At 39.3% G+C, this 25,154-nt stretch carries 19 protein-coding genes; 18 read left to right on the top strand and 1 reads right to left on the bottom strand.

Going from position 1 to position 25,154, the window contains the following annotated elements; translation table 11 throughout:
* The first annotated feature begins 116 nt into the window (after window positions 1–116).
* The 9 genes from pduL to NQZ71_RS16565 all read left to right on the top strand — a co-directional run bounded on the left by pduL (window position 117) and on the right by NQZ71_RS16565 (window position 11,006).
* The gene (pduL, locus tag NQZ71_RS16605) at window positions 117–683 is read left to right on the top strand and encodes a phosphate propanoyltransferase (protein WP_260053629.1); all 567 of its coding nucleotides are present in this window, start codon (window positions 117–119) and stop codon (window positions 681–683) included.
* 137 nt (window positions 684–820) lie between these two features.
* Entirely contained in the window at window positions 821–1,789 is a 969-nt protein-coding gene (locus NQZ71_RS16600) for an SIS domain-containing protein (RefSeq protein ID WP_260053630.1), read from the top strand.
* Window positions 1,790–1,887: 98 nt separating this feature from the next.
* Window positions 1,888–2,706, top strand: a complete 819-nt coding sequence (locus tag NQZ71_RS16595; protein WP_275004567.1) for a fructoselysine 6-kinase — start codon at window positions 1,888–1,890, stop codon at window positions 2,704–2,706.
* Between the two features lie 76 nt (window positions 2,707–2,782).
* On the top strand, window positions 2,783–3,493 hold the full coding sequence (locus NQZ71_RS16590; RefSeq protein ID WP_317011018.1) for a GntR family transcriptional regulator: 711 nt from the start codon (window positions 2,783–2,785) through the stop codon (window positions 3,491–3,493).
* Window positions 3,494–3,955: 462 nt separating this feature from the next.
* Window positions 3,956–4,684 carry a transporter substrate-binding domain-containing protein gene (locus NQZ71_RS16585; RefSeq protein ID WP_394374132.1) on the top strand — a complete coding sequence of 243 codons (729 nt, stop codon included), beginning with the start codon at window positions 3,956–3,958 and terminating at the stop codon, window positions 4,682–4,684.
* Window positions 4,685–5,004: 320 nt separating this feature from the next.
* Window positions 5,005–5,919 carry a proline dehydrogenase family protein gene (locus NQZ71_RS16580; RefSeq protein ID WP_144452157.1) on the top strand — a complete coding sequence of 305 codons (915 nt, stop codon included), beginning with the start codon at window positions 5,005–5,007 and terminating at the stop codon, window positions 5,917–5,919.
* A 52-nt stretch (window positions 5,920–5,971) separates the two neighbouring features.
* Window positions 5,972–7,540: an L-glutamate gamma-semialdehyde dehydrogenase gene (pruA, locus tag NQZ71_RS16575; RefSeq protein ID WP_317011016.1), complete on the top strand. Its 1,569-nt coding sequence runs from the start codon at window positions 5,972–5,974 to the stop codon at window positions 7,538–7,540.
* A 189-nt stretch (window positions 7,541–7,729) separates the two neighbouring features.
* Entirely contained in the window at window positions 7,730–9,193 is a 1,464-nt protein-coding gene (putP, locus tag NQZ71_RS16570) for a sodium/proline symporter PutP (RefSeq protein ID WP_317011015.1), read from the top strand.
* Window positions 9,194–9,332: 139 nt separating this feature from the next.
* Window positions 9,333–11,006 (top strand): sigma-54 interaction domain-containing protein, encoded by a 1,674-nt coding sequence (locus NQZ71_RS16565; protein ID WP_275004575.1) that lies wholly within the window; start codon window positions 9,333–9,335, stop codon window positions 11,004–11,006.
* Between the two features lie 52 nt (window positions 11,007–11,058).
* Here NQZ71_RS16565 and NQZ71_RS16560 read toward each other — a convergent pair whose 3' ends face one another.
* Window positions 11,059–11,898, bottom strand: a complete 840-nt coding sequence (locus NQZ71_RS16560) for a TetR/AcrR family transcriptional regulator (protein WP_144452161.1) — start codon at window positions 11,896–11,898, stop codon at window positions 11,059–11,061.
* Window positions 11,899–11,999: 101 nt separating this feature from the next.
* On the opposite strand from NQZ71_RS16560, the gene NQZ71_RS16555 reads away from it, so the two are divergent.
* The 9 genes from NQZ71_RS16555 (at window position 12,000) to NQZ71_RS16515 (ending at window position 25,098) form a co-directional block, all read left to right on the top strand.
* Complete coding sequence (locus NQZ71_RS16555) at window positions 12,000–15,089, top strand: efflux RND transporter permease subunit (protein ID WP_317011013.1); 3,090 nt, start codon at window positions 12,000–12,002, stop codon at window positions 15,087–15,089.
* 920 nt (window positions 15,090–16,009) lie between these two features.
* Window positions 16,010–17,347, top strand: a complete 1,338-nt coding sequence (locus tag NQZ71_RS16550) for an ABC transporter substrate-binding protein (RefSeq protein ID WP_394374131.1) — start codon at window positions 16,010–16,012, stop codon at window positions 17,345–17,347.
* 59 nt (window positions 17,348–17,406) lie between these two features.
* Window positions 17,407–18,354, top strand: a complete 948-nt coding sequence (locus tag NQZ71_RS16545; protein WP_260053637.1) for a carbohydrate ABC transporter permease — start codon at window positions 17,407–17,409, stop codon at window positions 18,352–18,354.
* 13 nt (window positions 18,355–18,367) lie between these two features.
* A complete protein-coding gene (locus NQZ71_RS16540) occupies window positions 18,368–19,204 on the top strand; it encodes a carbohydrate ABC transporter permease (protein ID WP_127735451.1) in 837 nt (278 codons plus the stop codon).
* Between the two features lie 20 nt (window positions 19,205–19,224).
* A complete protein-coding gene (locus NQZ71_RS16535) occupies window positions 19,225–20,487 on the top strand; it encodes an arabinan endo-1,5-alpha-L-arabinosidase (RefSeq protein WP_317011012.1) in 1,263 nt (420 codons plus the stop codon).
* A 3-nt stretch (window positions 20,488–20,490) separates the two neighbouring features.
* On the top strand, window positions 20,491–21,129 hold the full coding sequence (locus NQZ71_RS16530; protein WP_144452165.1) for a YesL family protein: 639 nt from the start codon (window positions 20,491–20,493) through the stop codon (window positions 21,127–21,129).
* Window positions 21,130–21,143: 14 nt separating this feature from the next.
* Complete coding sequence (locus tag NQZ71_RS16525; RefSeq protein WP_275004586.1) at window positions 21,144–22,109, top strand: glycoside hydrolase family 43 protein; 966 nt, start codon at window positions 21,144–21,146, stop codon at window positions 22,107–22,109.
* 292 nt (window positions 22,110–22,401) lie between these two features.
* A complete protein-coding gene (locus tag NQZ71_RS16520; RefSeq protein ID WP_275004589.1) occupies window positions 22,402–23,382 on the top strand; it encodes an aldo/keto reductase in 981 nt (326 codons plus the stop codon).
* 201 nt (window positions 23,383–23,583) lie between these two features.
* Entirely contained in the window at window positions 23,584–25,098 is a 1,515-nt protein-coding gene (locus NQZ71_RS16515) for a glycine betaine uptake BCCT transporter (RefSeq protein WP_260053639.1), read from the top strand.
* The last annotated feature ends 56 nt before the right edge of the window (window positions 25,099–25,154 follow it).

The raw sequence follows: 25,154 nt of genomic DNA, 5'->3' as shown, positions 1-25,154 counted from the left end.
TTTTTAGGGGTTTGTTTAGGACATTTTGAGGCGATACAGTATATGATGAATACTGATTAAACTTCTTTTATTAGGGAAAAGTAAACAAAATCAGTAGTAAAGGAGATGGATGACAGATGCAAATCCCTATCGGTGTTTCCAATAGGCATATCCATTTAACAAAAGAAGATGTGGACAAACTGTTTGGTGATAATTATGAACTGACAAGCAAAAAGGAGCTATCACAGCCTGGTGAGTTTGCCGCAGAAGAAACGGTCACAATTAAAACAGATAAATCAGAGATACAAGGAGTTCGTATTCTTGGCCCGATCCGCCCGTTAACACAGGTGGAAATTTCTAAAACGGATGCACGTAAGCTCCATATTAATCCTCCGATTCGTCCCTCAGGGAAAATTGATGGCACACCAGGAATCAAGATCATTGGTCCTAAGGGCGAAATTACTATTGATAAGGGCGTTATTATTGCTGAACGACATATTCATATGACAAATGCAGACGCAGATAGTTTTGGTGTGAAGGATGGGCAATATGTGAGTGTAAAAACCGCTGGAGAAAGAGAGTTAACTTTTAACAAAGTTCTTATTAGAGTGAAGGATACGTATGCATTGGACATGCATATCGATACAGATGAAGCAAACGCAGCAGGGCTTCAAACAGGCGACACGGGAGAGCTAATAAAATAACAGTCAAAACGGGGCATATCTGCCGCGTTTTTTTTGTGGTTGACGAAAAAGACATATGTCGTTATCATTTGTATTAATAATACGTTTTAATACGTATTTTAAAATGTACAAGATTGATAGATATAGGGGAGATAAACATGAACGTAAAGGATATTATTAGAGAAATACAAGCAAACAGGGAGGAAGGAATTAAAGATTTATATTTAGTTGCATGTGGTGGCTCTTTAGTTGATATGTACTTATCTGAATATTTCTTCAAAAGTGAAGCGAAGCAGATGAGAGTATCTCTTTATACAAGCAATGAGTTTGTCCATGCAGTCCCAAAAGCCCTTGGAAGTCACTCGCTTGTTGTTGTTTGCTCACATGGTGGAAATACAAAAGAATCGGTAGAAGCAGCAAAAACTGCTCAGGAGCATGGTGCGGCAACTATTACATTAACACATAATGAAACAGGGGCATTGATAAGTAATAGCGACTATAATATTCTTTATAAATGGGGCGAAGAGACGGACGTGAAAGACAATCCGATGGCTATTATTTTCAATATTGCTGTCGAAGCACTTCACAGCACAGAAGGCTACGATAATTACGAGAAGGTCATGAACGGATTAGAGCAGGTTAATACAATAATCGCTAAAGCAAGGGTACAAGTGGCTGAAAGAGCTAAGGCCTTTGCGAAAAAATATCAGCATGAAAATATGTTTTACGTATTATCAAGTGGAGCTTCCTATGGTCACGCTTATGGATTCTCGATTTGCTCGCTTATGGAAATGCAATGGGTGCATGCTTCAGCCATTCATTCTGGAGAGTATTTTCATGGACCATTCGAGGTGACAGATAAGGAAACACCGTATATTTTACTTATGAATGAAGGCAGAACAAGACCTTTGGATGAAAGGGCTCTTACGTTCTTAAAACAATATGGCGAAAAGATAGAAGTTGTCGATTGCAAGGAATTAGGTATTAATACGATTGATGATGAGGTAGTCGAATTTTTCAATCCGATTGTGTTTTACAGCATTTTGAGTGTTTATCGTGCAGAGCTGGCAGAAATCAGAAAGCATCCATTAGAAACAAGAAGATATATGGGCAAAGTTGCTTACTAAGGCAAGATCCGCTTTTCTTTTGACATAGTTGATTAAATAATTGAGCACTATTGTATAATCGGTGTACAGTACATATACAGCACAGAGGAGGGATTTTGTTGAGGGTATTGGGGATTGGCGATAATGTTGTTGATAAATATACGTATAAACGAGTAATGTATCCAGGGGGGAATGCGCTAAACTTCAGTGTTTATGCACAAATGCTTGGAGAGAGTGCTGCTTATTTAGGTATATTCGGCACAGATAATGAAGCGCATCATATTAAGGCAGTACTACAAGAATTAGAGATTGATACAAGCCGCTGTAAGGAAATCGAAGGGGAGAGTGGATATGCTCTAGTTGGCCTTGAGAACGGTGATCGAGTATTTTTGGAAAGTAATGAAGGTGGTATCAGACAATATCATAAGCTCCAATTAGAACAGGAGGACATGAAGTATATTCAATCCTTTGATTTGCTGCATACAAGCAAGTATAGCTATATGGAAGAGGCAATGCCAAAGCTAAGAGCGGCAGGTGTGCCAATTTCCTTTGATTTCTCTGACGATTTTACTGAGGAGTATCTCTCTGAAATTGGTCCAAATGTTGATTTTAGCTTTCTGTCATGCAGCCATTTATCAGAAGCAGAGGCAAAGAATACGTTAAAGAAAATGATTTCTTTAGGAAACAAATTAGCGGTTGCGACAATGGGAGCAAACGGAGCACTTCTATATGATGGAAACAGTTTTTATAAGCAAAAGCCAAGGTTGGTTGAAGCTGTTGATACATTAGGTGCAGGAGACTCCTTTTTGACTGCGTTTCTTGTTCATTTACTGCAATATGAACAAGAAGGCATTGAAGCAGCTCTTGCTAAAGGGGCGGAATTTGCCGCTTCGTCCTGTCTTGTAGAAGGTGCGTTTGGATATGGGAAGGCATATTAAAGAGGAAATGATTTATTTATCGCTACGTCTTTGTTATCCTTGGAGTAAATGAATGAAATAGTGGGTGACGGCAAAAATGATTAAGCAAGAGAACCGTGTTCCTTTGTATATTCAGCTGAAAGAAACGTTGCGTACAGAGATTACTGCTAACCGCTTGAAGGCTGGTGACAAGATTCCGACAGAGGTAGAGCTCAGCGATAAATATAATATAAGCAGAGTTACTGTTCGTAAGGCAATCACTGAGCTGGTTGAAGAAGGATATCTTGTTAAAAAGCAAGGAAAAGGTACATTTGTTCAGACACAGAAGATTGACAGGAAAATTCTCCATTTAAAAAGCTTTACTGCTTCATGTGAAGCACATGGCTTAAAAGTAACAAGCAAGGTTATTAAAAAGGAAATAATCGACGCGGACACAAATCAAAAAGAACGGCTAATGCTAGAAGCAGATGATCAGCTTATTCACATCCAAAGGGTCCGATTCGCAGATGATCTGCCGCTTATGCTCGAAAATAACTTCTATTCCTTTAAACGGTATAAATTTTTACTTGAAGAAAATCTCGACGGCTCCCTTTACGAGCTGCTTCAGGAAAAATACAATATCAACCTTAATAATGCTGGTGAAACCTCCTTGGAAATAGCTAGAGCCTCTGAAAAAGAAGCACCATTGCTTGATGTTACAGTGGGAGAACCGCTCTTCTATTTAGAAACAGTTGTTTCTGATGGTGATCTGCCAGTTTATTTAGGAAAACAGTATATTATTGGGGAACGCTATAAATTTTCGTTTTAATAATGAAGCAATCTTCACAGGAAGATTGCTTTTTTGGTTGATTTGGGATGGTGAGTGTTAAACGGTCGGGCGTTATTTGCTTGAGGTCTGCGATAAGTCAACATCGCTACCGCTCACCGTGTTTCCTTTATCTCAGTCGAGGCCTTCCAGTTTCTCCGTCGCTAAACAATCGCCCTGCACTTTTCGGTGTCCAGTTCCGGGCGCTATCGGCTCGAGGTCATAAGCCAATCTGGCCAAGAAGGTGAAAGAACATCACCTTCCCGTCCATCTCGTCTTATGCATGTCGCCGAAACTCAAGCGCCCTGCACTTTTCTGTAAATTCTAATAATATGTTGACTATGTTGTTGGAAAGTAGTATAAATAAGTAAAACGTCATAAAACGTATTATAAGATACATATGTGCTGGATGGAGGGGTTTTTTTGAAGAAGAGGGTTTTGGGGATTGTTTTGCTGTTAGTTTGTATGCTGTTAGCTGCTTGTGGTAAAAGTGCGTCTGGCGGGGATGGGGATAAGAAGCAATTGGTGATGGGGACGTCGGCTGATTACTCTCCCTTTGAGTATATCGATACAGCGACTAGCGAGGATATTATTGGTTTTGATGTGGATCTTGCTAAGGCGCTTGGTGAGAAGCTTGGCTATGAAATTGTTGTGAAGGATATGGATTTTAGTGGATTGATTACATCACTTCAATCAGGGAAGGTTGATTTCGTTATGGCAGGGATGGAGCCGACTCCTGAACGCAGTAAAAATGTTGATTTCACAGATTCTTATTTCCGAAGTGATATTTTAATGGTTGTTGCTAAAGATGGGGATGTTCAGTCTTTTGAAGCTATTAAAGGGAAAACGGTTGGAGTGCAAATCGGTTCGATTCAAGCAGATAAAGCAAAAGAGCTGCAGAAGGAAGTTGACTTTCAAGTGGAAACTAGAGACAGAGTCCCTGACTTGGTAGAGGAATTGAAGAGTGGTCGCTTTGATGGAGTATTGATGGAAGAGGCTGTTTCTAAAGGATACTTAAAGAATAATGACAGTTTAAAGGTCATCTCTGTACCTAATAATGAAACAATCGGGGCTTCCATTGCGTTTCAAAAGGACAGTAAGTTTACTGAGGAATTTAACAAAGAACTAGCTGTAATGAAGGAAAATGGAGAATTGGATGAGCTTGTATCAAAATGGTTTGGTGGAGTGGAATAAGTAGATCCATGACAGGGGATATATAATATAGAAGAAACTAGGATAAAAGGGGTGCAGAATTGTCTGCGTCCCTTTTTTATGTCACAAATTACAAGAGTTTAGGTAAATGATATATTCATTGTAAAAAATAAAAAAATATGTAAGAAATTCTTACTGTTTTATACAATTTTGAATAATTTTATTATATAATTTAATTAAGTAAACAACATTGTACAAACATAAAACACATTGAACACATTTGTTCAAATAAGGAGTAATTTTTTTCGTCAGCATGAATAAAATGTAGCAAGAGGCTTGAAAACAAGGAGGATTGAAGGGAAATGGAAGTGCTTATGAGGAATATGTTTCAATCATTAGCAAAAAATCAGCCTGCCAATAAACTTGCAAAAAAATATGGACTTCGATTGGGTGCAGCAAGATTTGTTGCAGGAGAGTCAATCAATATGGCCATTGATGCTGTAAAAAAATTAAATAAAGAAGGCAAGGTCGTGACATTGGACCATCTTGGTGAATTTATTTCGACAGAGGCAGAGGCTGTTGAATCAGCTGCGATGTGTATCCAAACACTGGATGCTATTGCAGAGGCAAAGGCAGAATCAAATTTATCCTTGAAAATGACATCGCTTGGTTTGGATATTAACAGAGAATTATGCATGAAGAATATGCGTAATATCCTCGATCGTGCAAAGTCATATGGGAATTTTGTAAGAATTGACATGGAGGATTATGGTCATTGTCAGGAATCAATCAATATTTATAAAGAGCTCCGCCAGGAATATGATAATGTCGGTATTGTTTTGCAAGCATATTTGTATAGAACGGAAGCAGATATCGCTGATTTAAATGATCTCCATGCTAATCTTCGTCTTGTGAAAGGAGCTTATAAAGAATCGCCAAGTGTCGCTTTTCCTGAAAAAAAGGATGTCGATGAAAATTTCAAAAAAATAATTAAGCAGCATTTGCTGAACGGTAACTATGCAGCTATAGCAACACATGATGAGGCAATGGTTGAATATGCAAAATCGGTTGTGGAGGAATACGGCATTCATAAAGACCAATTTGAATTTCAAATGCTTTATGGAATCTGTGAGGACCTTCAGGACAGACTTGTGAAGGAAGGCTATAAAGTCAGGATTTATGTTCCTTACGGTATTGACTGGTTTGGTTACTTTATGAGAAGGCTCGCAGAAAGACCAGCTAACGTTTGGTTTATCGTCAAGAATTTTTTTAAGTAAGTGTCTTTCAACGTTTTTAATTAAAAACAATAACAAAGGGGACTGAACTATTATGACGACAACTGTACCATACACAACTTTCAAAAATGAGGCACTGACTGATTTTACTGCAGAGGAAAATAAAACGGCAATGCATGCTGCGTTAGCAAGGGTAAGAGAGGGATTTGGGAGGAAATATCCAATTATTATCGGCAGTGAAAAACTTTTTGTGGAGGAAGAAATAATCTCTGTGAACCCTGGTAATGTAGACGAAGTAGTGGGCACTGTCAGCAAAGGATCTACTAACCTAGCAGAAAAAGCGATGCAAACAGCATTAGCAACATTTGAAACGTGGAAAAAGGTTGCTCCTGCAGAGCGTGCCGCTTATTTGTTTAAGGCTGCCGAGTTGATGAGAGAACGCAAGCATGAGTTTTCCTCCTACCTTGTTTATGAGTCAGGGAAAAACTGGGTGGAAGCAGACGCAGATACTGCTGAGGCAATTGACTTTCTTGAATTTTATGGCCGAGAAATGCTTCGTTTAAGTCAGACTAGTGTGCACCAGCCACTTACAAAGATTGAGGGGGATGACAACCAAATTACGTATATCCCGTTAGGTGTTGGTATTATTATTTCTCCATTCAATTTTCCGCTGGCGATAATGGCTGGTACGACTGTTGCTGCTATTGTCTCTGGTAATACGGTTATTCTAAAGCCTGCTGATGCTACTCCAGTCATTGCTGCGAAGTTCGTCGAATTAATGGAGGAGGTAGGCTTGCCTGCAGGTGTGTTGAACTATTTGCCTGGTGATGGCATCGAGGTTGGCGAGTATTTAGTTGAGCATCCGAAAACACGTTTTATCTCGTTTACAGGATCAAGAGCGGTTGGCTGTAGAATCTATGAAAGAGCGGCAAAGGTACAGAAGGGGCAGATTTGGCTTAAGCGAGTAATTGCTGAAATGGGTGGAAAAGATGGGGTAGTTGTTGATGAGACAGCTGACCTAGACGCTGCAGCAGCTGCGATTGTTGCCTCTGCTTACGGATACCAAGGACAAAAGTGCTCTGCGGGCTCACGAGCAATTATTGTAGAGTCCGTTTACGACGAAGTAATCAAAAAAGTAGTGGGATTAACAAAAAAACTGACAATTGGTCTACCAGAAGAGAATTACGCAATTGGACCTGTCATCGATAAAAAGTCATTTGAAAAAATCATGGGCTATATAGCTATAGGTAAAACAGAAGGGAATTTGCTTACAGGTGGCGAGCGGTCAAAAGGCAATGGATTTTATATTGAGCCAACTATATTTGCTGATGTTAACCCACAGGCACGCATTATGCAGGAAGAAATATTCGGTCCTGTTCTGGCTATTGCTAAAGCAGCTGATTGGCAGGAAGCAATCGACATTTACAACAATACAGAATACGGATTAACAGGGGCGTATCATTCCAAAGACGTAAGCAGAATTGACTATGCTCACGAAAACATGCACTGTGGAAATTTATATATTAATAAAAAATGTACCGGGGCGCTTGTAGGTGCTAATCCGTTCGGTGGTTTCAACATGTCTGGGACTGATTCGAAAGCTGGCGGCTTTGATTATTTGCTATTATTTACTCAAGCGAAGTTGACATCTCGAAAAAAATAATATAAAAATAATAGACTAGGAGATGTGCTTTTTGATGGTGCATCTCCTATTAAGCGAAAAAATAGAAAAATACATAATCGCTTAAGGGTTTTTCTGGTTTTTTACCTGCAAAAGAATGAATATTCGAAAATAAAAAAAGAATCAGACGGAGATAAAAGGACTTCTTAGATAAGAGAACGGGGGATGGGATTGAATACACAAATTTTGGTTTCGATTGCAATTTACATGGCTGGAATGCTTGTAATTGGCTATTTTGCTTATAAACGCACATCAAATCTATCAGACTATATGATTGGCGGAAGGTCACTTGGACCTGCTGTTACCGCATTGAGTGCAGGTGCCGCTGACATGAGCGGCTGGCTGCTTATGGGGCTTCCTGGAGCAATGTACACCCAAGGGATAAGTGCCTCTTGGATTGCGATAGGTTTAACGATAGGAGCATATTTAAATTGGCTTTATGTAGCACCACGCTTACGGGCATATACAGAAGTGGCCAATAACTCGATGACCATTCCGGCTTTTTTGGAAAATAGGTTTGAAGATAAATCAAACATATTGCGACTGACATCAGGACTAGTTATTATCATCTTTTTTACGTTTTATGTTTCATCCGGAATGGTGTCAGGTGGGGTATTATTTGAAACAACATTCGGTATGCATTATCAGGCAGGGCTTTGGATTGTTGCCGCAGTCGTTATTGCCTATACGTTATTTGGCGGATTTTTGGCAGTAAGCTGGACAGATTTTGTGCAAGGCTTGATTATGGTTGTGGCCCTTATACTTGTTCCAATTGTGACGATTATGGAGGTTGGCGGTTTAGGATCAGGCTTTGACACAATTAAAGAAATTAATCCGAAGCTGTTTGATATTTTCAAAGGAACAACTGTTGTTGGTATTATTTCTTTGCTTGCATGGGGGCTTGGATATTTTGGTCAGCCGCATATTATCGTCCGATTTATGGCAATTTCATCTGTGAAAGAGATAAAAAAGGCAAGAAGAATCGGTATGGGCTGGATGATCTTTTCTGTTGGTGGTGCGATGTTTACTGGATTTATCGGGCTTGCCTACTATACGCAGCAAGGCTTGGAAATAAAGGATGCAGAAACAATCTTTATCATGTTAAGTGAGATATTGTTTCATCCGCTTATTACCGGCTTCCTGCTTGCTGCCATTCTTGCTGCCGTTATGAGTACCATTTCATCTCAATTATTAGTAACAGCTAGCTCTTTAACAGAGGATGTTTACAAGACATTTTTCAGACGAACGGCAAGTGAAAAGGAGCTTTTGACAATTAGTAGACTAGCGGTGCTAGTTGTCTCTGTAATTGCTGTACTTCTTGCATTTAACAAAAATGGCTCTATTCTTTCTCTTGTAGGTTATGCATGGGCAGGCTTTGGAGCTTCCTTTGGACCTGTTATTCTCTTGAGTTTGTGCTGGAAGAGAATGAACAGATGGGGAGCAATTGCTGGCATAGTTGGCGGAGCAGTTACAGTAATCATTTGGGCTAGTATTGATATACTGAAAAATAATCTTTATGAAATTATCCCTGGATTTATTGTAGGTCTAGCTGCCATCTGGATTGTAAGCTTGGTAACGGAAGCTCCGAACGCAAAGCAATTAGAGAGCTTCGACGAATACAAGCAATCTTTATAGTAATTAATATAGAAAGAGCTGATGCCTTGATTTTTGGTCAGCTTTTTTTTCTATACAATCAGCTTTCTTTAAATCTACCAGTAGCAATGTGGTTTGAGAGTATGGTAAAGTTAGAAAAAAAGCGTGAAAGGGTAATAGTATGTTCGAACGTGCACAAATACAGCTTGACCGCTCCTTTGCGGTTGTCGACAAACAGACGCCAATAGCTGAGATAAAATCAAAACTTCGTGAGTATAATTTTGTCGTTGTGACAGGCGGAACATACTTTATAATCGGCAATTATGAATATGAAATAATTGCGTTAGGAGCAGAATCTACCAGCATTTCCGATTGGCTGCATAAGCTTTCCTGGCTACCTTCTGCGCCTGCATCGGCAGGCGATATGCCGTATGCCGCTGATTGGCGCCGTCCTGTCCTTTGGCTTGAGGGCGATGCTCCAGTTGGGATTATGACAGAAGCCGCATGGATAAATATGCTCAAAGCAGAAAATAGACAAACCACAGCTTATTTTCAAACATTAGCTGAAACGATAAACGATTCTGTGACAGCTGTTAATGAGGAAGGAATTGTCGTCTGCTGGAACACAACAGCAGAGGAAACATATAAAATAAAAAAAACAGATATTATCGGTGAAAAAATCAGCACTCATTTCCGTGATGAATCGATTGTCCTGCAACATATCCTTAACGAGGGGTATCCGGTTAGAGGCCAATATCACAGACCGAATGCTGACACGCATGTGTTAATTAACGCAACGCCTGTTATTCTTGATAATAGGATAATTGGTGGTATTGCTTCAGAGCATGATGTTACCAAAATGATCCGGCTTAACGAGGAACTTGATTCTGCATCGACACTGCTTGTTCAAAAGATAAATCCATTTTTATCCTTTGACAGCAGCAGCCCTAAGTTTCAAGAATCACTTACTATAGCTCAAAAAATGGCACATGCAGATATACCTGTCCTCATTACAGGCGAACCTGGTTCAGGAAAGGAAATGCTTGCACAAGCTATCCATTATGGCGGTTCGAAAGCAACAGGTCCTTTTGTTAATATAAATTGTTCGATTATACCGCCGGCGTTGTTGGAGATAGAGCTTTTTGGAATTGAAAAAGCATCGTTTACAGAAGATAAGCAAAACATCATTACAGGTAAAATTGAACAAGCTTTAAACGGTACTATTTTTATCGAAAATATCGACAAAATGCCTTTGTTCATACAGGAAAAGCTGCTCACCTATTTAGTGGAAAACTCCTTTTATCGTGTAGGAGGAATGGAGCCAATCAATTCTCCAACAAGGATTATTGTATCTGCCTCCAGTTCAGTTGAAAATCTTCTGAAGGATGGAGAGCTAAATGAAAAGCTTTTCTATAAACTGTCTGTCATTCATATTTATATACCGCCGTTAAGGACGAGAAAAGAAGATATTTCTGCACTTGTAGAAAGGTCTATCGACGAATTCAGTGCAAAGTATAAAAAAGCTCCTCCCTCCATTGGGGAAGAAGTAATGACTTTTTTTACTAATTATGAATGGCCAGGTAATGTAAGAGAGCTGCGCAGTATAGTGGAGAGAGTTATTGTCTTGCATGATACGAATCGTATAGGCTTAGAGCATTTGCCAGAAAATCTTATCCGCAACAATACGGATGAAGCTGTTATGTCGTCTGCAAACGGCATTTCCAAAATGGATGAAGCACAAGAAATAGAAGAAGCTTTACGGAAAACATATGGAAACAAAAGTGCTGCAGCAAATCTGTTAGGAATTTCACGAGGAACACTATATAATAAACTAAAAGAATATGGACTAAGCTGAAAAAACAAGTGGCAGGTTAAACTTAAAGTCTAACCTGCCGCTTGTTTTCTTTTTAGGATTCTAGCTGAAAGTATTGACGCAAAAGATATGCGAGCCATTTACCATTAGGGATGTGACGAATGTTTTCAATGAGCCCGTTTATGATTGCAGCACTCATCGTTTGATTACTTGCTTGTTCGTTTAACAGATTTAAAGACTCCTTGATATAATCTCCATCAGCTGCCTCTGCATGTGAGCTTAAGAGTGTTGTAATGGTGTCTAAGTCTACAGGGCTCTCTGCAGGAGAATCAATCAGATAGGAGAGCTCCTCCGTTATAAAAGGGATTGTTTCATGCATGGCAAGCAGGTTTGTTTTTTCTGCTAGTGATTTTGAAAGAAGGCTGACATCCAGTGGGATTTTTGTAAAGACAAATAACTCAGAATAAGTCTTCAGAAAGCCTTTTATGCAATACAGCAAATCATATTTTAAATGGTCAATAGAATTGCCGTACACCTTTTCAATCAAAAGCAGAATCGTGCTGTTAATCAGCTTATCGTAATATTGAATCTTATTAATAAGCTCAGGGCTGACAGACAGATGATGGTCATTCATGAAAATTTTTCCCTGGTCAGAGTGTTTTTTAAAAGAAGAAAATACGGATTCATAGAACATATACAAGGAATCCTCATTAACTTGCGTGTGTTTGACTTGGTAGTCAAGGTCAGATACAAGCTGTTTCATTGCATTGTCAATAAGCTCGAGAACCAACTCCTCCTTTGATTTAAATGAAAGATAAAATGCCCCTTTTGATATTCCGCAGCTTTCCGTAATTTGCTGAACAGAGGTTGAGGCAATACCTTGTTTGGCAAACAATTCTAAAGCAGTGTCCATAATTAGTTGTTTTTTTAACATTGTCTTTTTTAGCTCCTAGCTATAAATGATTTGACAAATGACTGGCTAGTCAGTATTATAAGTAATTAGTTCGACAAAGTCAATAAAGGGTAGGTGCAAAAGTGAAAGGGATAGTTAATTTCGTACTGAAGAATAAGCTAGCGGTATGGTTATTGACCATTATTATCACAGCTTCGGGGATTTATTCCGGTACACAAATGAAAACGGAGACGATTCCGGATATTTCCATTCCATACTTAATGGTAACTGGTGTTTATCCAGGAGCAACTCCTGAGCAAGTAATGAATGATGTGTCCATGCCGATTGAGCAGGCAGTGGAAGGGCTCGAGGATGTGAAAAACGTCTATTCTAATTCAAGCTCCAGTGTTTCAAGCATACAAGTTGAATACGAGTATGGCATTGACATGGATGAAAAGAAAAGACAACTCGAATCTGCATTAGATAATGTAACACTTCCAGAGGATGTGGATGCTCCGACTGTATCTGCGATCAGTATGAACATGATGCCAGTTGTTGCATTGTCCATAAGCAGCACAGAACAAGATATTGTTGATTTAACTTCAACAGTAGAGGACGTTATCGTTCCTGATATTGAAAAACTTGATGGGGTTGCATCTGCAACTATTTCAGGTCAGCATGTAGAAGAAGTGGACTTCTCCTATAATAAAGAGAAAATGGCTGAGCTGAATCTTACAGAGGATTCTGTTAAGCAAGTTATTCAAGCAAGTGATATGGCAACATCTTTAGGTCTTTATGAATTTAATGAAGGCGAAGAGGCTGTTTCGGTTGACGGAAAGCTTACTTCAATAAATCAATTGAAGGATATGCTGATTCCGGTAACACCGACAGCTGACAATCCTTCACCATTTGTAAAACTTAGCGACATTGCATCAATTAAGGCTGTCGGTAAGGAAGAATCGATTTCTCGTACAAATGGGAAAAATGCAATTGCAATTCAAATCGTTAAAGGCCAGCAAGCGAATACAGTTGATGTAGTAAATGCTGTTAAGGATCTTGCTGACGATGAAAAGGATAAAATTGACGGTTTAGTTATTGACGTAACACTTGACCAAGGACAGCCTATTGAAGATTCTGTCCACACAATGATTGAAAAAGCAGTGTTCGGCGGTGCGATTGCAGTACTTATTATCCTGCTGTTCCTGCGTGATATTAAATCTACAATCATTTCAATAGTATCCATTCCTGTTTCCATTTTTATGGCATTCCTGCTTCTGAAGTGGATGGATATCACATTGAATATTATGACGCTTGGAGCAATAACTGTAGCCATCGGCCGTGTAATCGATGACTCCATCGTTGTAGTAGAAAATATATACAGACGACTGCACTCTAAAGAAGAGAAGCTAACAGGGCGTGCGTTAGTTCGCGAGGCAACAATTGAAATGTTCAAGCCGATTTTATCGTCTACATTAGTAACTGTTGCTGTGTTTGCTCCATTAATTTTCGTCGGCGGCATGGTTGGAGAATTATTTATGCCATTCGCATTGACGATGACATTTGCTCTTGGTGCATCTCTGATTGTCGCTATTACAATCGTACCAGCACTTTCACACTTCTTATTTAAGAAAAAATTATACAGTGAGAAGTCAGAAAGCGGCCATAAAGAAGTTGGAAAGCTGGCTTTATGGTATAGAGGAATACTAGAAAAAGCATTAAACCATAAAATTATTACTTCTGCTATCGCAATTGTGCTTCTAGCAGGAAGCTTGGCATTGACTCCATTAATCGGCTTCAGCTTTATGGGAAGCGAAGAAGATAAAGTTATGTATTTAACTTATACACCAGAAGCTGGTGAAACAGAAAAGCAAACTTCAGATAACATTCAAGTTGTCGAGGATGAAATGCTGAAGCGCGATGACATTGATACTGTCCAAACATCTATTACAGACAGCAGCAATGCAGACATGACGGCTGCGATGATGGGCGGCGGCGCTGGCGGCGGACTCATGTACTTGATCTTTGATCCAGACATGAAGAATTTCTCTGAAGTTAAAGAAGATATCGAAACTTATATTGCAGATATTGGTCAATCAGGCGAATGGAAGAGCCAAAACTTCACTTCCATGTCAGGATCTACAAATGAAATCAGCTATACTTTCTATAGCGAAGACTTAGATAAATTAAATGAAACAGTTAAAAAAGCTGAAGATATAATGAAAGATGCAGATGGGCTTAAAGATGTATCTTCAAGTGCAGAAGAAGCATATGTAGAGCATATCTTAAAGGTTGACCAGGAAAATCTATTACAGTACGGATTGACTACAGGTCAAATTGTAATGGCATTAAGCAACCAAGGCTCTGATGAGGTTCTGACTACTGTTGAAAAAGACGGTAAAGAGCTTGATGTAATTGTTAAACAGGAAGAGAAATCTGTTCCGAAAACAATGAATGAATTGCTTGATACTGAAGTAGCAACAGCTACTGGGTCAAATATGAAGCTTAAAGATCTTGTGGATGTAGAGGAAGGTACTACTCTTAATACACTTGATCGAAGCAAAGGTGAATTCTACGCGACAGTTTCAGGAACTATCACAACAGATGATATTTCAAAAGTAACATCTAAAGTAGATGACAAGATTAACGATATTGATTTGCCTAGCGGCGTAACACAGGACGTAGCAGGTGTATCAGCTGATATGTCTGAAACGTTCACACAGCTTGGAGTTGCTATGATTGCTGCAATTGCGATTGTATACTTCATTCTTGTTGTAACATTCAGTGAAGGTGCAGCACCATTTGCTATTCTATTCTCGTTGCCATTTGCAGTAATTGGTTCGTTTGTAGGACTGCTAATTGCTGGTGAAACAATTTCTGTTTCCGTAATGATGGGTATGCTGATGTTAATTGGTATTGTCGTCACGAATGCGATTGTATTAGTAGACCGTATCATTCATATGGAAAGAAACGGTATGAACTTGCGTGATGCCATTCTTGAAGCCGGAGCAACACGTCTTCGTCCAATCCTGATGACGGCAATTGCTACAATCGGTGCATTGATTCCACTTGCAGTGGGTAATGGCGGAAGCGGAATTATCTCGAAAGGACTTGGAATTACCGTAATCGGCGGTTTAACAAGCTCAACATTGTTAACATTACTTATCGTTCCAATCGCTTACGAGATTCTTTCTAAAATGTTTAAGAAAAACCGTAAAGAGATTAAAGATAACTAATAAGTAAGAAGATGGCAGTGTAACAAGCCGCCATCTTTAGTAAAGCCGACAAACTTATCACTATTAAGTTTGCCGGCTTTTTTTATCTTTTTGTTGCAGGGGGACTCTGTTTTTTCTTTTCATATTTATATCTAAAGTGGAAAAATGAATCACCTTTTTAAAAAATTTCTATTAAAACGGCAGCATTTTACCATCTGAAACAACCGTAATCAGCTGCCTTCTATTTTTCCCGAAAATTCAACGTAAAAAGACAAAAAAACCAAAGCCTTATTCCTTTTCCTTTTCATTATTAAAAAATAGTGCAAACAGCTAAATAAGTCCTTGACTTTAATAGTTTAATTAATTAAGTGGGTTTGATTATGTCTAAGTTAACTAAAATATAAATAATTGTTATTTATAAAAAGAACTAATGATTAATGGTTAATGTTTTTGTTAACTAAGTTATAAAAAATTAATGTTAAATTTATATTATAGTTATTGACAGCGTTTTCAGCTTATTGTATAAATAATATGTAAGGTATTTTCTTATTAAAGGGGGCTCTGATAAAAGTTTAATAGAGCAAATATTTTATCGATGACGTTTTTATATAGTTGATATCAGATACATAAGCAGAATGAGAAGGGCAATATAGTGATTAATAAAATGTTCCGCCCCTCTTTAACGCAAAGCATTTCTTGTGCCTTGTCGGTACTGTTTGTCGGATGCAAGCTTACTGCTATATGAACAACAAATCGATAATAAACGGCATGAAAATTGTTTTTGTGTTAAGGAAGAAATCCAACACAGTCTTCCGCTACTTTCTTTTCATTTATAAAAACCTTTTAAAAGGTATAAAAGCAATTATTTTTAAAGCTTTGGGATTATGCAGGGGAATTCACGTTTATACATGGCAGTACAAAAAAATAATTAGGGGAGAGTACTGATTATGAAGAAACTAAATTTATTGCTGTCTATTTTGTTAGTTGCAAGTATGGTTTTATTGGGTGCATGTTCAAGCAAAAGCAGCGGGAATAGCGATGAGAAAGAAATCACTTTTATGTTTAGAGGCGGCGAAGATGAAAAAACGGCTTATACTGCAGCTATCAAAAAATTTGAAGAGCAGCATGAAGGCGTGAAAGTAAAAATCATCAATACAGATGCTGACCAATACTCTACTAAACTATCTGCAGCTGTATCTGGCGGCAATGTGCCTGATGTGTTCTATCTTGATTCAGGAAGCATTGCAAACTATGTAGATAATGGAATTATCAGAGACATTACCGAGGATGTAGAAAAAGCGGATTTTGATTTGAACAGCTTATGGCAGTTTGGTGTCGACATCTACCGCTATGATGGAGAAACATCAGGTAAAGGGGCACTTTACGGATTACCGAAGGATGTTGGTCCTTTCGCTTTAGGATATAACAAAGATATGTTCGAAAAAGCAGGCATTCCAATTCCAGACAAAGATAAAGCGTATACATGGGATGAATTCCTGAAAGTGAGTCAAGACTTAACTCAAGATACAGACGGTGACGGAGAAGTTGATCAGTGGGCGAGTGGGTTTAACGCAACATGGTCATTGCAGTCATTTGCATACAGTAATGGAGCTTCCTTCTTAAACGAAGCAGGCGATAAAGTTACTGTAGATACACCTGAATTTGCAAAGTCTCTACAATTCTTCTCAGACCTGTCGAACAAATATAATACAACACCAAACTCATCTCAAGCAGAAACGCTTGATACTTACCAAAGATGGATGAATGGCGAGCTTGCTTTCTTCCCAGTAGGTCCTTGGGATATGAGCACATACGCTAAGCTTGACTTTGAATATGACTTAATGCCATGGCCATCAGGCGATGCTGGGAAATCAGTCGCTTATGTAGGTTCATTAGGACTTGTTGTTTCTGAAATGACACAATATCCTGAATTGGCAACAGAGCTTGCCATCTACTTATCAGCTGATGAAGAAGCACAGCAAACATTGCTTGATGCACAGGTTCAAATTCCTAACCTTGTAGATATGGCCGAGGAATGGGCTTCTGATACAGAGTCAGTGCCTAGCAATAAACAAGAGTTCCTTGATATCGTCCAAGATTACGGTGTGCCTTATCCAACATTTGCAACTTATAACTCTCAATGGTTAGATGAGTTCTGGACAAATATTACACCAGTTGTCCAAGGCAAAAAGACAGCAGAGGAATATTTGAAAGAGATCCAGCCTAAAATGCAAAAGCTGTTAGATGAAGCAAACGAACAAGCTAAAATGTCAAAATAATAGATTAATAGGCATCTGTGGCAAGTCACAGATGCCTATTGCTAAAAGGGGTGAAAAGCATGTCTGGCATTAATCCGGTTGTCGGCACTAAAGATGTTAAGCCGAAAAAACCAAAAAAGCAAAAATCCAGCGCGTTATATAAGCAGGAACATCGAGTCGCCTTTTTATTCGTACTCGCTCCTGTCATAGGGTTCCTACTGTTTTCTGTCTATCCGTTTGCCTACTCCATATACGCTTCTTTCACAGATTGGAATGGGCTAAACCGCATGAATTTCATCGGATTAGATAACTTTGTCAAACTGTTCCAAGATCCGTACTTCTACCAGACACTTTACAATACGGTCTTCTATATGATTGGGATTCCCATTGGTCTTGGTTTGGCACTGCTGTTGGCAATTGCTTTAAACAGGGGATTGCGCGGCACTACTTTCTTCAGAACGGTTTATTACATACCTGTAATTTCGTCGCTTGCGGCTATATCCATCATGTGGGCTTGGGCATACAATGGGGATTTCGGGTTAGTGAACCAAGTGTTGGAGGTTTTCGGTATTAAAGGACCGAACTGGCTTGAAAATAAGGCAACTGTTAAGCCGGCGATTATTTTGATGGCTGTATGGAAGGGCCTAGGATATTCCATGCTGTTGTATTTAGCTGCCATTCAAAGTGTTTCGAAGTCATTTTACGAAGCAGCAGATTTAGATGGAGCTAACTCATACCAGAAATTCCTGAATATCACTTGGCCGATGGTAAAGCCGGTTACCTTTTTCTTAGTTATCACAAACATTATCGGCGGTTTCCAAATTTTCACAGAAATCAATATCATGACACCAACTGGAGGCCCTGAATACAGTGCAGCATCCATCGTATGGTATGTATGGCAAAAAGCCTTTAAATATTACCAAATGGGTTACGGCTCGGCGATGTCATTGATTTTGTTCGTCTTTATTTTCATCGTGACAGTCATTCAGTTCTACTTAAACAGAAAATCAGATTATAGCTTGGATTAGGAGGTGTGCAGTAATGAAAAAGCAAAAAAGAATTACGGATATCATCGTTTATGTAATCCTGTCGCTTGGTTCAATCTTAATGATTGGTCCGTTGCTTTGGATGATTTCTACTTCGTTAAAGGATAAAACAGGCGTATTTGCTTTACCGCCGCAGTGGATACCAGATCCATTCCAGTTTGATGCCTATACAAAGCTGTTTCAGCTGGACACTTTAGGATATGGGATAAAAAATACGATTATTGTTTCGTTGTCTGTAACAATCGTTGGAACAATTACATCAAGTATGGCTGCATTTGCATTTGCAAAGCTGAGAATGCCATTTAAGGATTGGATCTTCTTAATCCTTTTGGCATCTATCATGATTCCATACCCGATTATCATGATTCCGCAGTTCGTTATGTTTTCAAAAATTGGCTGGGTCGATACGCTCCTTCCGCTTATCGTGCCAGGATTATTCGGAAATATCACCATGATCTTCTTCCTGCGCCAATATTTGGCGAATGTACCTTACTCACTCATTGAAGCAGCGAAGGTGGATGGAGCGGGATATTTGCAAATTTTCTTTAAGCTGATTTTCCCGGTCATTCGCCCTGCTGTTGCAGCACAGTTTATCCTTTGGTTTATGGGTGTATGGAATGACTACTTGGCGCCATTAATTTATTTGAACAGCCCAGAGAAGCAAACATTACAGGTTGTTATCGCCAATCTTAAAGCAACCTACGCAATCCAGACAGATTATCCGTTAATCATGGCTGGATCAGTTGTTTCCTTGCTGCCTGTGCTGATTGTATTCCTTATATTCCAAAAGCAAATTATCGAATCAGTCGCTTTATCTGGTGTAAAAGGATAAGGGTTAAGGAGGCTTTTTAGTTGAAGGAGAATACAAAAAGGTGGTTTGACAAGCTTCAAGCCTATCAATGGGGCACGCTTGGGGCTCATGATCCAACTATTGTGAAGGAAAACGGCGTCTACTATATGTTTGCAACAGATACCTTTTTTGAAGGCAAACCTACGCAAGGTGTGCCAATCAGGAAATCTACAGATCTTGTCCACTGGGAGTTTGTAGGGACTGCGTTGGCGGGGATTCCAACAGAGGCGGGTACATGGGCGAATGCAGGCGGTTTGTGGGCGCCGGAGGTTATTCGTTATAACAACAAATATTATATGTATTACTCTGCTTCAACCTTTGGAAGCACAGTGTCATGCATTGGTCTAGCAACTGCCGAGCATCTAAAAGGTCCATGGAGTGACCAAGGAATCGTTATAAAAACAAATCCAAACTTAGCCAAACATAATGCGATTGATGCCAATATTATTACAGATAAGGATGGAAGGTACTGGATGTGCTATGGCTCTTTCTTTGGCGGCATTTATATTGCCGAGCTGAATATGGAGACAGGTCGACTAAAAAATGAACAAGATTATGGCACGCTTCTTGCAAAGCGGCCCAAGTCTGTTGATACAGCAATTGAAGGTGCCTTTATCTATTATCATGAAGAATTGGATTATTACTATTTGTTCACTTCTTATGATAGTTTGAATGACAGCTATAATGTGAGGGTCGCAAGGTCAAAGGAAATAACAGGACCTTATGTCGACATAAATGGAAACAGCATGCTAGAAACAAACATACAGCCAGACTCTATTGGAGTAAAGCTTGTTGGCAGCTATCAATTCAACGAGGATATTAGCTGGATCGGTCCTGGCCATAACTCCATATTTACGGAGGGCAAGAAGAATTACATGGTTCACCATGTGCGGATTGAAGAACGTTCTCCATATCACTTTGCGTTCATTCGAGAGATGTTTTGGCTGAATAACGGCTGGCCTGTTGTTTCTCCTGAGCATTATGAAAAACTGGATGCGTATTCGTTGTCAGACAGAGATTTGCTGGGGAAATGGGAGATCATCGCTTTTGATGATACCACCTCTATTAAAGAAAGCGAATTTTTCACCATAAACGATAGTAACCTGGCAGAGTTTGAGCCGTTGGGAGAACATCAATATCTTCATAAAAAAAGCGGTACGATATTTATTATTTTTGCATGCAAAAACTGGAAAGAAGATAAAGAAGGAATTGCGTTCTCCGGATTAACTCCAAACGGAAACACAATTTTTGGAAAGAGGGTTTAGTATATGGCGTGGTCAAATAAAATCATGATTTATCTGGATAAAGCGGTAAATATTATTTACTTGAATCTGCTCTGGCTTGCTGGTGTGGTGCTTGGACTTGGCTTTTTTGGAGTGTTTCCTGCCACTTATGCATTATTCCATTTGCAAAAAGAGGAGGCATATAAAGCGGATTACCCGTCCTATCTTCAAATTGCCAAAAGCTTCTTCACTGCATATAAGAAAGGCTTTATAAAAATGAATGGCTTGGCACTCATTTATGGAGCGATTCTGTATGTGCTGTGGATTGATATGCAGCTCGTCAAACAAATGGCGATTGGTCTGGCAGTGCTCTATTATCCGCTCCTCTTTATCATGATTTATGTTTTGGCTGCAATCGTTTATACATTCCCTGTTGCCATACATACGGAAGGTACGTTTAAGCAAAAAGCAAAATTAGTGCTGGCATTGCCGCTGCTTATGCCAGTTCAGAGTATTTTCAGTCTGCTGTTTTTCTTAGTACTGCTTGCAGCAGCTTATAAATTCAGCATTATTCTTCCTCTCTGCTTCGTTAGCATCTATATCATCTGCATTGAAAGATTTATATCAGGTGAATTAATGAAAAAAGGAGCAATTAAAGAGGAAATAATCAAAGAAAACATGTAAAGGGAGATAATGACATGATTGAAACAACATCTAAATATAATAATCCAATAGTTTTACAACGTGCAGATCCATGGGTTTATAAGCATACAGACGGCTATTATTATTTCACAGGCTCCGTACCTGGTTATCAAGAAATAGAAGTAAGAAGAGCAAAAAGTTTAAATGACCTTGAAAACAGTGAAAAGGCGACCGTTTGGAGAGCGCATGCTGAAGGTCCGCAAAGTCAGTTAATCTGGGCACCAGAGATTCATTTCGTGCAAGGCAAATGGTATATTTACTTTGCTGCCGCACCAAGCAGTCATCCAAAAAACCATATTTTTCAGCATCGCATGTTTGCAATTGAATGTGGAGATGAAAATCCGCTCACAGGTAAATGGGAGGAAAAAGGGCAAGTGAAAACTCAACAGGAAAGCTTCTGCCTTGATGCTACCGTGTTTGAACATAACGATAAACTGTACTATGTTTGGGCACAAAAGGAGCCTGCTATTCCTGGAAACTCGAACCTGTATATTTCTGAAATGGAAAACCCGTGGACATTAAAGGGCAAACAGCTTTTGCTGACGATCCCTGAATATGGCTGGGAAAAAATCGGCTTCCTCGTAAATGAAGGGCCAGCAGTTATAATCCGCAATAATAAAATTTTCATCACTTATTCTGCAAGTGCAACAGATGGAAACTATTGCATGGGTCTGCTTTGGGCAGATGTGGATGCAGACCTTTTGGACGGTTACTCGTGGACTAAATCGAAAGAGCCAGTTTTCAAAAGTGCCCCGGAAAACGGCCAATTTGGTCCAGGCCACAACAGCTTTACGGTAAGTGAAGACGGTAACGAGGATGTACTTATCTATCATGCCCGCCCGTATACAGAAATGGATGGAGATCCTCTGGATAATCCGGATCGTCATGCACGTGCACAAGTATTTACATGGGATGAGAGCGGTTTTCCTGTATTCGGAAAACCGATAGCTAATAATCGCTAATGGTTTGCGAAAAGACAACTAGATTTTTCTAGTTGTCTTTTGCCTAGTATCTTGTGAATCGATTACAAGAAATTGCATAAAAATAGTACCAGCTCCACCTGCGCTAGGTACCGATGATGACCACGGATGTCATCCAACCTAAAAACAGTATAATTGAAAACGGTTACAAAGTCAAACGAGTAGATATAAGTCAATGGAAAATAATTCAATGGATGAAAAAGTAAAATGTTTGTCCGAATAAAGGAATAGGACTATACTTATTCTTAAATCCTGGAAAGAAGGTGTACATATTTTGGAATACGTTAAATTAGGCAATACAGGCATGGATGTTTCAAGACTTTGTCTCGGCTGTATGAGCTTTGGAGTTCCAGAGCGAGGCAATCACAGCTGGGTGTTAAATGAGGAAGAGAGCCGACCGATTATTAAGAGAGCTCTTGAGCTTGGTATTAACTTTTTGGATACAGCTAATGTATATTCTGATGGAACGAGTGAAGAAATTGTTGGAAGAGCATTGAAGGATTTTGCTGACCGCGATGAAATTGTTCTAGCCACAAAAGTGCATGGGCGCATGCATCAAGGCCCAAATGGAGCCGGATTATCTCGCAAAGCAATCATGAGTGAAATCGACAAAAGTCTTAAAAGACTAGGTACTGATTATGTCGACCTTTACCAAATACACCGCTGGGATTATGACACACCAATTGAAGAAACGATGGAGGCGCTGCATGATGTCGTCAAAGCAGGGAAGGCCAGATATATCGGGGCTTCATCGATGTATGCATGGCAATTTCTGAAGGCGCAGCATATTGCCGAAAAAAACGGCTGGACAAAATTTATTACTATGCAAAACCATCTTAATTTATTATATAGAGAAGAAGAGCGCGAGATGCTTCCACTATGCAAAGAAGAAAAAATCGGCGTCATACCATGGAGTCCATTAGCAAGAGGTAAATTAACTCGCAACTGGGAAGAGACAACTGCTCGGTCTGAAACAGATGAGTTTGGAAAGTCACTTTATGCCCAAACAGCTGCTGCTGACAAAATGATTGTAGAACGAGTAGCGCAGATTGCAGAAATGCGAGGTGTATCACGGGCACAAATCGCACTTGCTTGGGTCTTGCAAAAGGAGACAGTCGCATCCCCGATTATTGGATCAACTAAAATGTCTCATTTAGAGGATGCAGTTGCAGCACTCGCAGTAACATTATCACAGGAAGAAATTGCGCAGCTTGAAGAACCGTATATTCCTCATCCTGTACTAGGCTTTAAATAAAATAACGAAGAAACCATTCATGAGGATGGTTTCTTTTTTAGCATAAGGGATATGAAATGCTGATAATAAGAACATACTAACACTACCTTTAAGAGACAGTCACGCTTCATTAGTTTACTTTTAGCAGGAAAAGGGTAGAGAAGAAGGCTGGTTTTCTTTTGAAAAAGGCATAAAGGGAAAAGTTAGGAGTAATTTATTTTTATGAAAAAAGTTTCAATAGTATTTTATATTTCGACAGCAATATTGCTGCTTCTAGTTCTAGTGGGGATTCTAGCACCAGCTTTTCTGGAGAATTTAACAAATACCGTTCAGAGCTTTATTACGAACATTTTTGGCTGGTATTATTTAATTATTGTATCGTTTTTCCTTGTTGTATGTATCTACTTATTGTTCAGTCCAGCAGGGCGTATCAAGCTTGGCAAACAGGATGATAAGCCTGAATTTTCGCGGATATCCTGGCTTGCGATGCTTTTTAGTGCAGGTATGGGCATTGGACTGGTGTTTTATGGTACAGCAGAGCCTATAAGCCATTATGCGATAAGCTCGCCAACAGGAGAGGTTGGAACAGAGCAAGGCATGAAGGATGCGATGAGATATACTTTTTTCCATTGGGGCATACATGCATGGGCTATTTATGGCCTTGTTGCTCTTTGTTTAGCATACTTTACCTTTCGAAAAGGAAAGGTTTCATTAATTAGTGCCACTTTAAAGCCAGTGATTGGCAAAAGAGCAGAAGGAATTACAGGTAAAGTGGTCGATACGATTGCTGTTATTGCCACTGTACTTGGAGTTGCAACAACACTTGGATTTGGTGCAGTGCAAATTAATGGAGGATTGTCTTTTGTTTATGGTGTACCAACAAATATCACAACACAGTTCATTATTATTTGTATTGTTACTGCATTATTTATTTATTCAGCATTGAGTGGGCTTGGAAAAGGAATCAAAATCTTGAGCAATGCTAATATGATTTTAGCAGGAATCTTGTTCTTAATGCTGTTTCTCATTGGCCCAACTTTGTTCAACTTAAATCTATTTACAGATACACTTGGAGCTTACTTGCAAAATATCGTAAATATGAGCTTCCGAATTGCTCCGCTCAACGAGGAAAAACGAGCATGGATTAATAATTGGACGATTTTTTATTGGGCTTGGTGGATTGCATGGTCACCATTTGTTGGCGTTTTTATCGCAAGGATATCAAGAGGTAGAACGATAAAAGAGTTTGTTGCTTATGTATTATTCATCCCGGCAGTGATTGGGTTTTTATGGTTTTCGGTGTTTGGCGGAACTGCGATGCAGTTAGAGCATAATAATATGGGCATGATTTCCGGATTAGCGACAGAAGAATCATTATTTGGAGTATTGGAGAATTATCCACTCAGCACTACTTTATCCATACTAGCAATAATACTTATTGGCGTGTTTTTTATTACATCTGCTGATTCAGGAACCTTTGTCCTTGCCATGATGACAACGAACGGGTCGCTCAATCCAAGCAATCGTCTCAAGGTAATTTGGGGAGTCCTGCTTGCTGCTATGGCGCTAGTGCTACTATATTCAGGTGGACTGCAAGCACTGCAAAATATGATGATTATAGCTGCATTGCCGTTTTCCATTATAATTGCTATTATGGCTGTCAGTTTATTGAAGTCTGTTAATCAGGAAGTTAGGGAGTTTAGGCTCGCAAATCTAAGAAGCAAAAGGCAATCCTAAATATTGGGATTGCTCTTTTTAAAATAAAAAGTTGTACTTCCTGCTCAGACAAGCTA

It is taken from the genome of Niallia taxi (assembly GCF_032818155.1).
GTDB lineage: Bacteria > Bacillota > Bacilli > Bacillales > Cytobacillaceae > Niallia > Niallia taxi_A.
The sequence above is the reverse complement of the archived record's forward strand: the minus strand, read 5'-3'. Positions and strand labels throughout refer to the sequence as shown.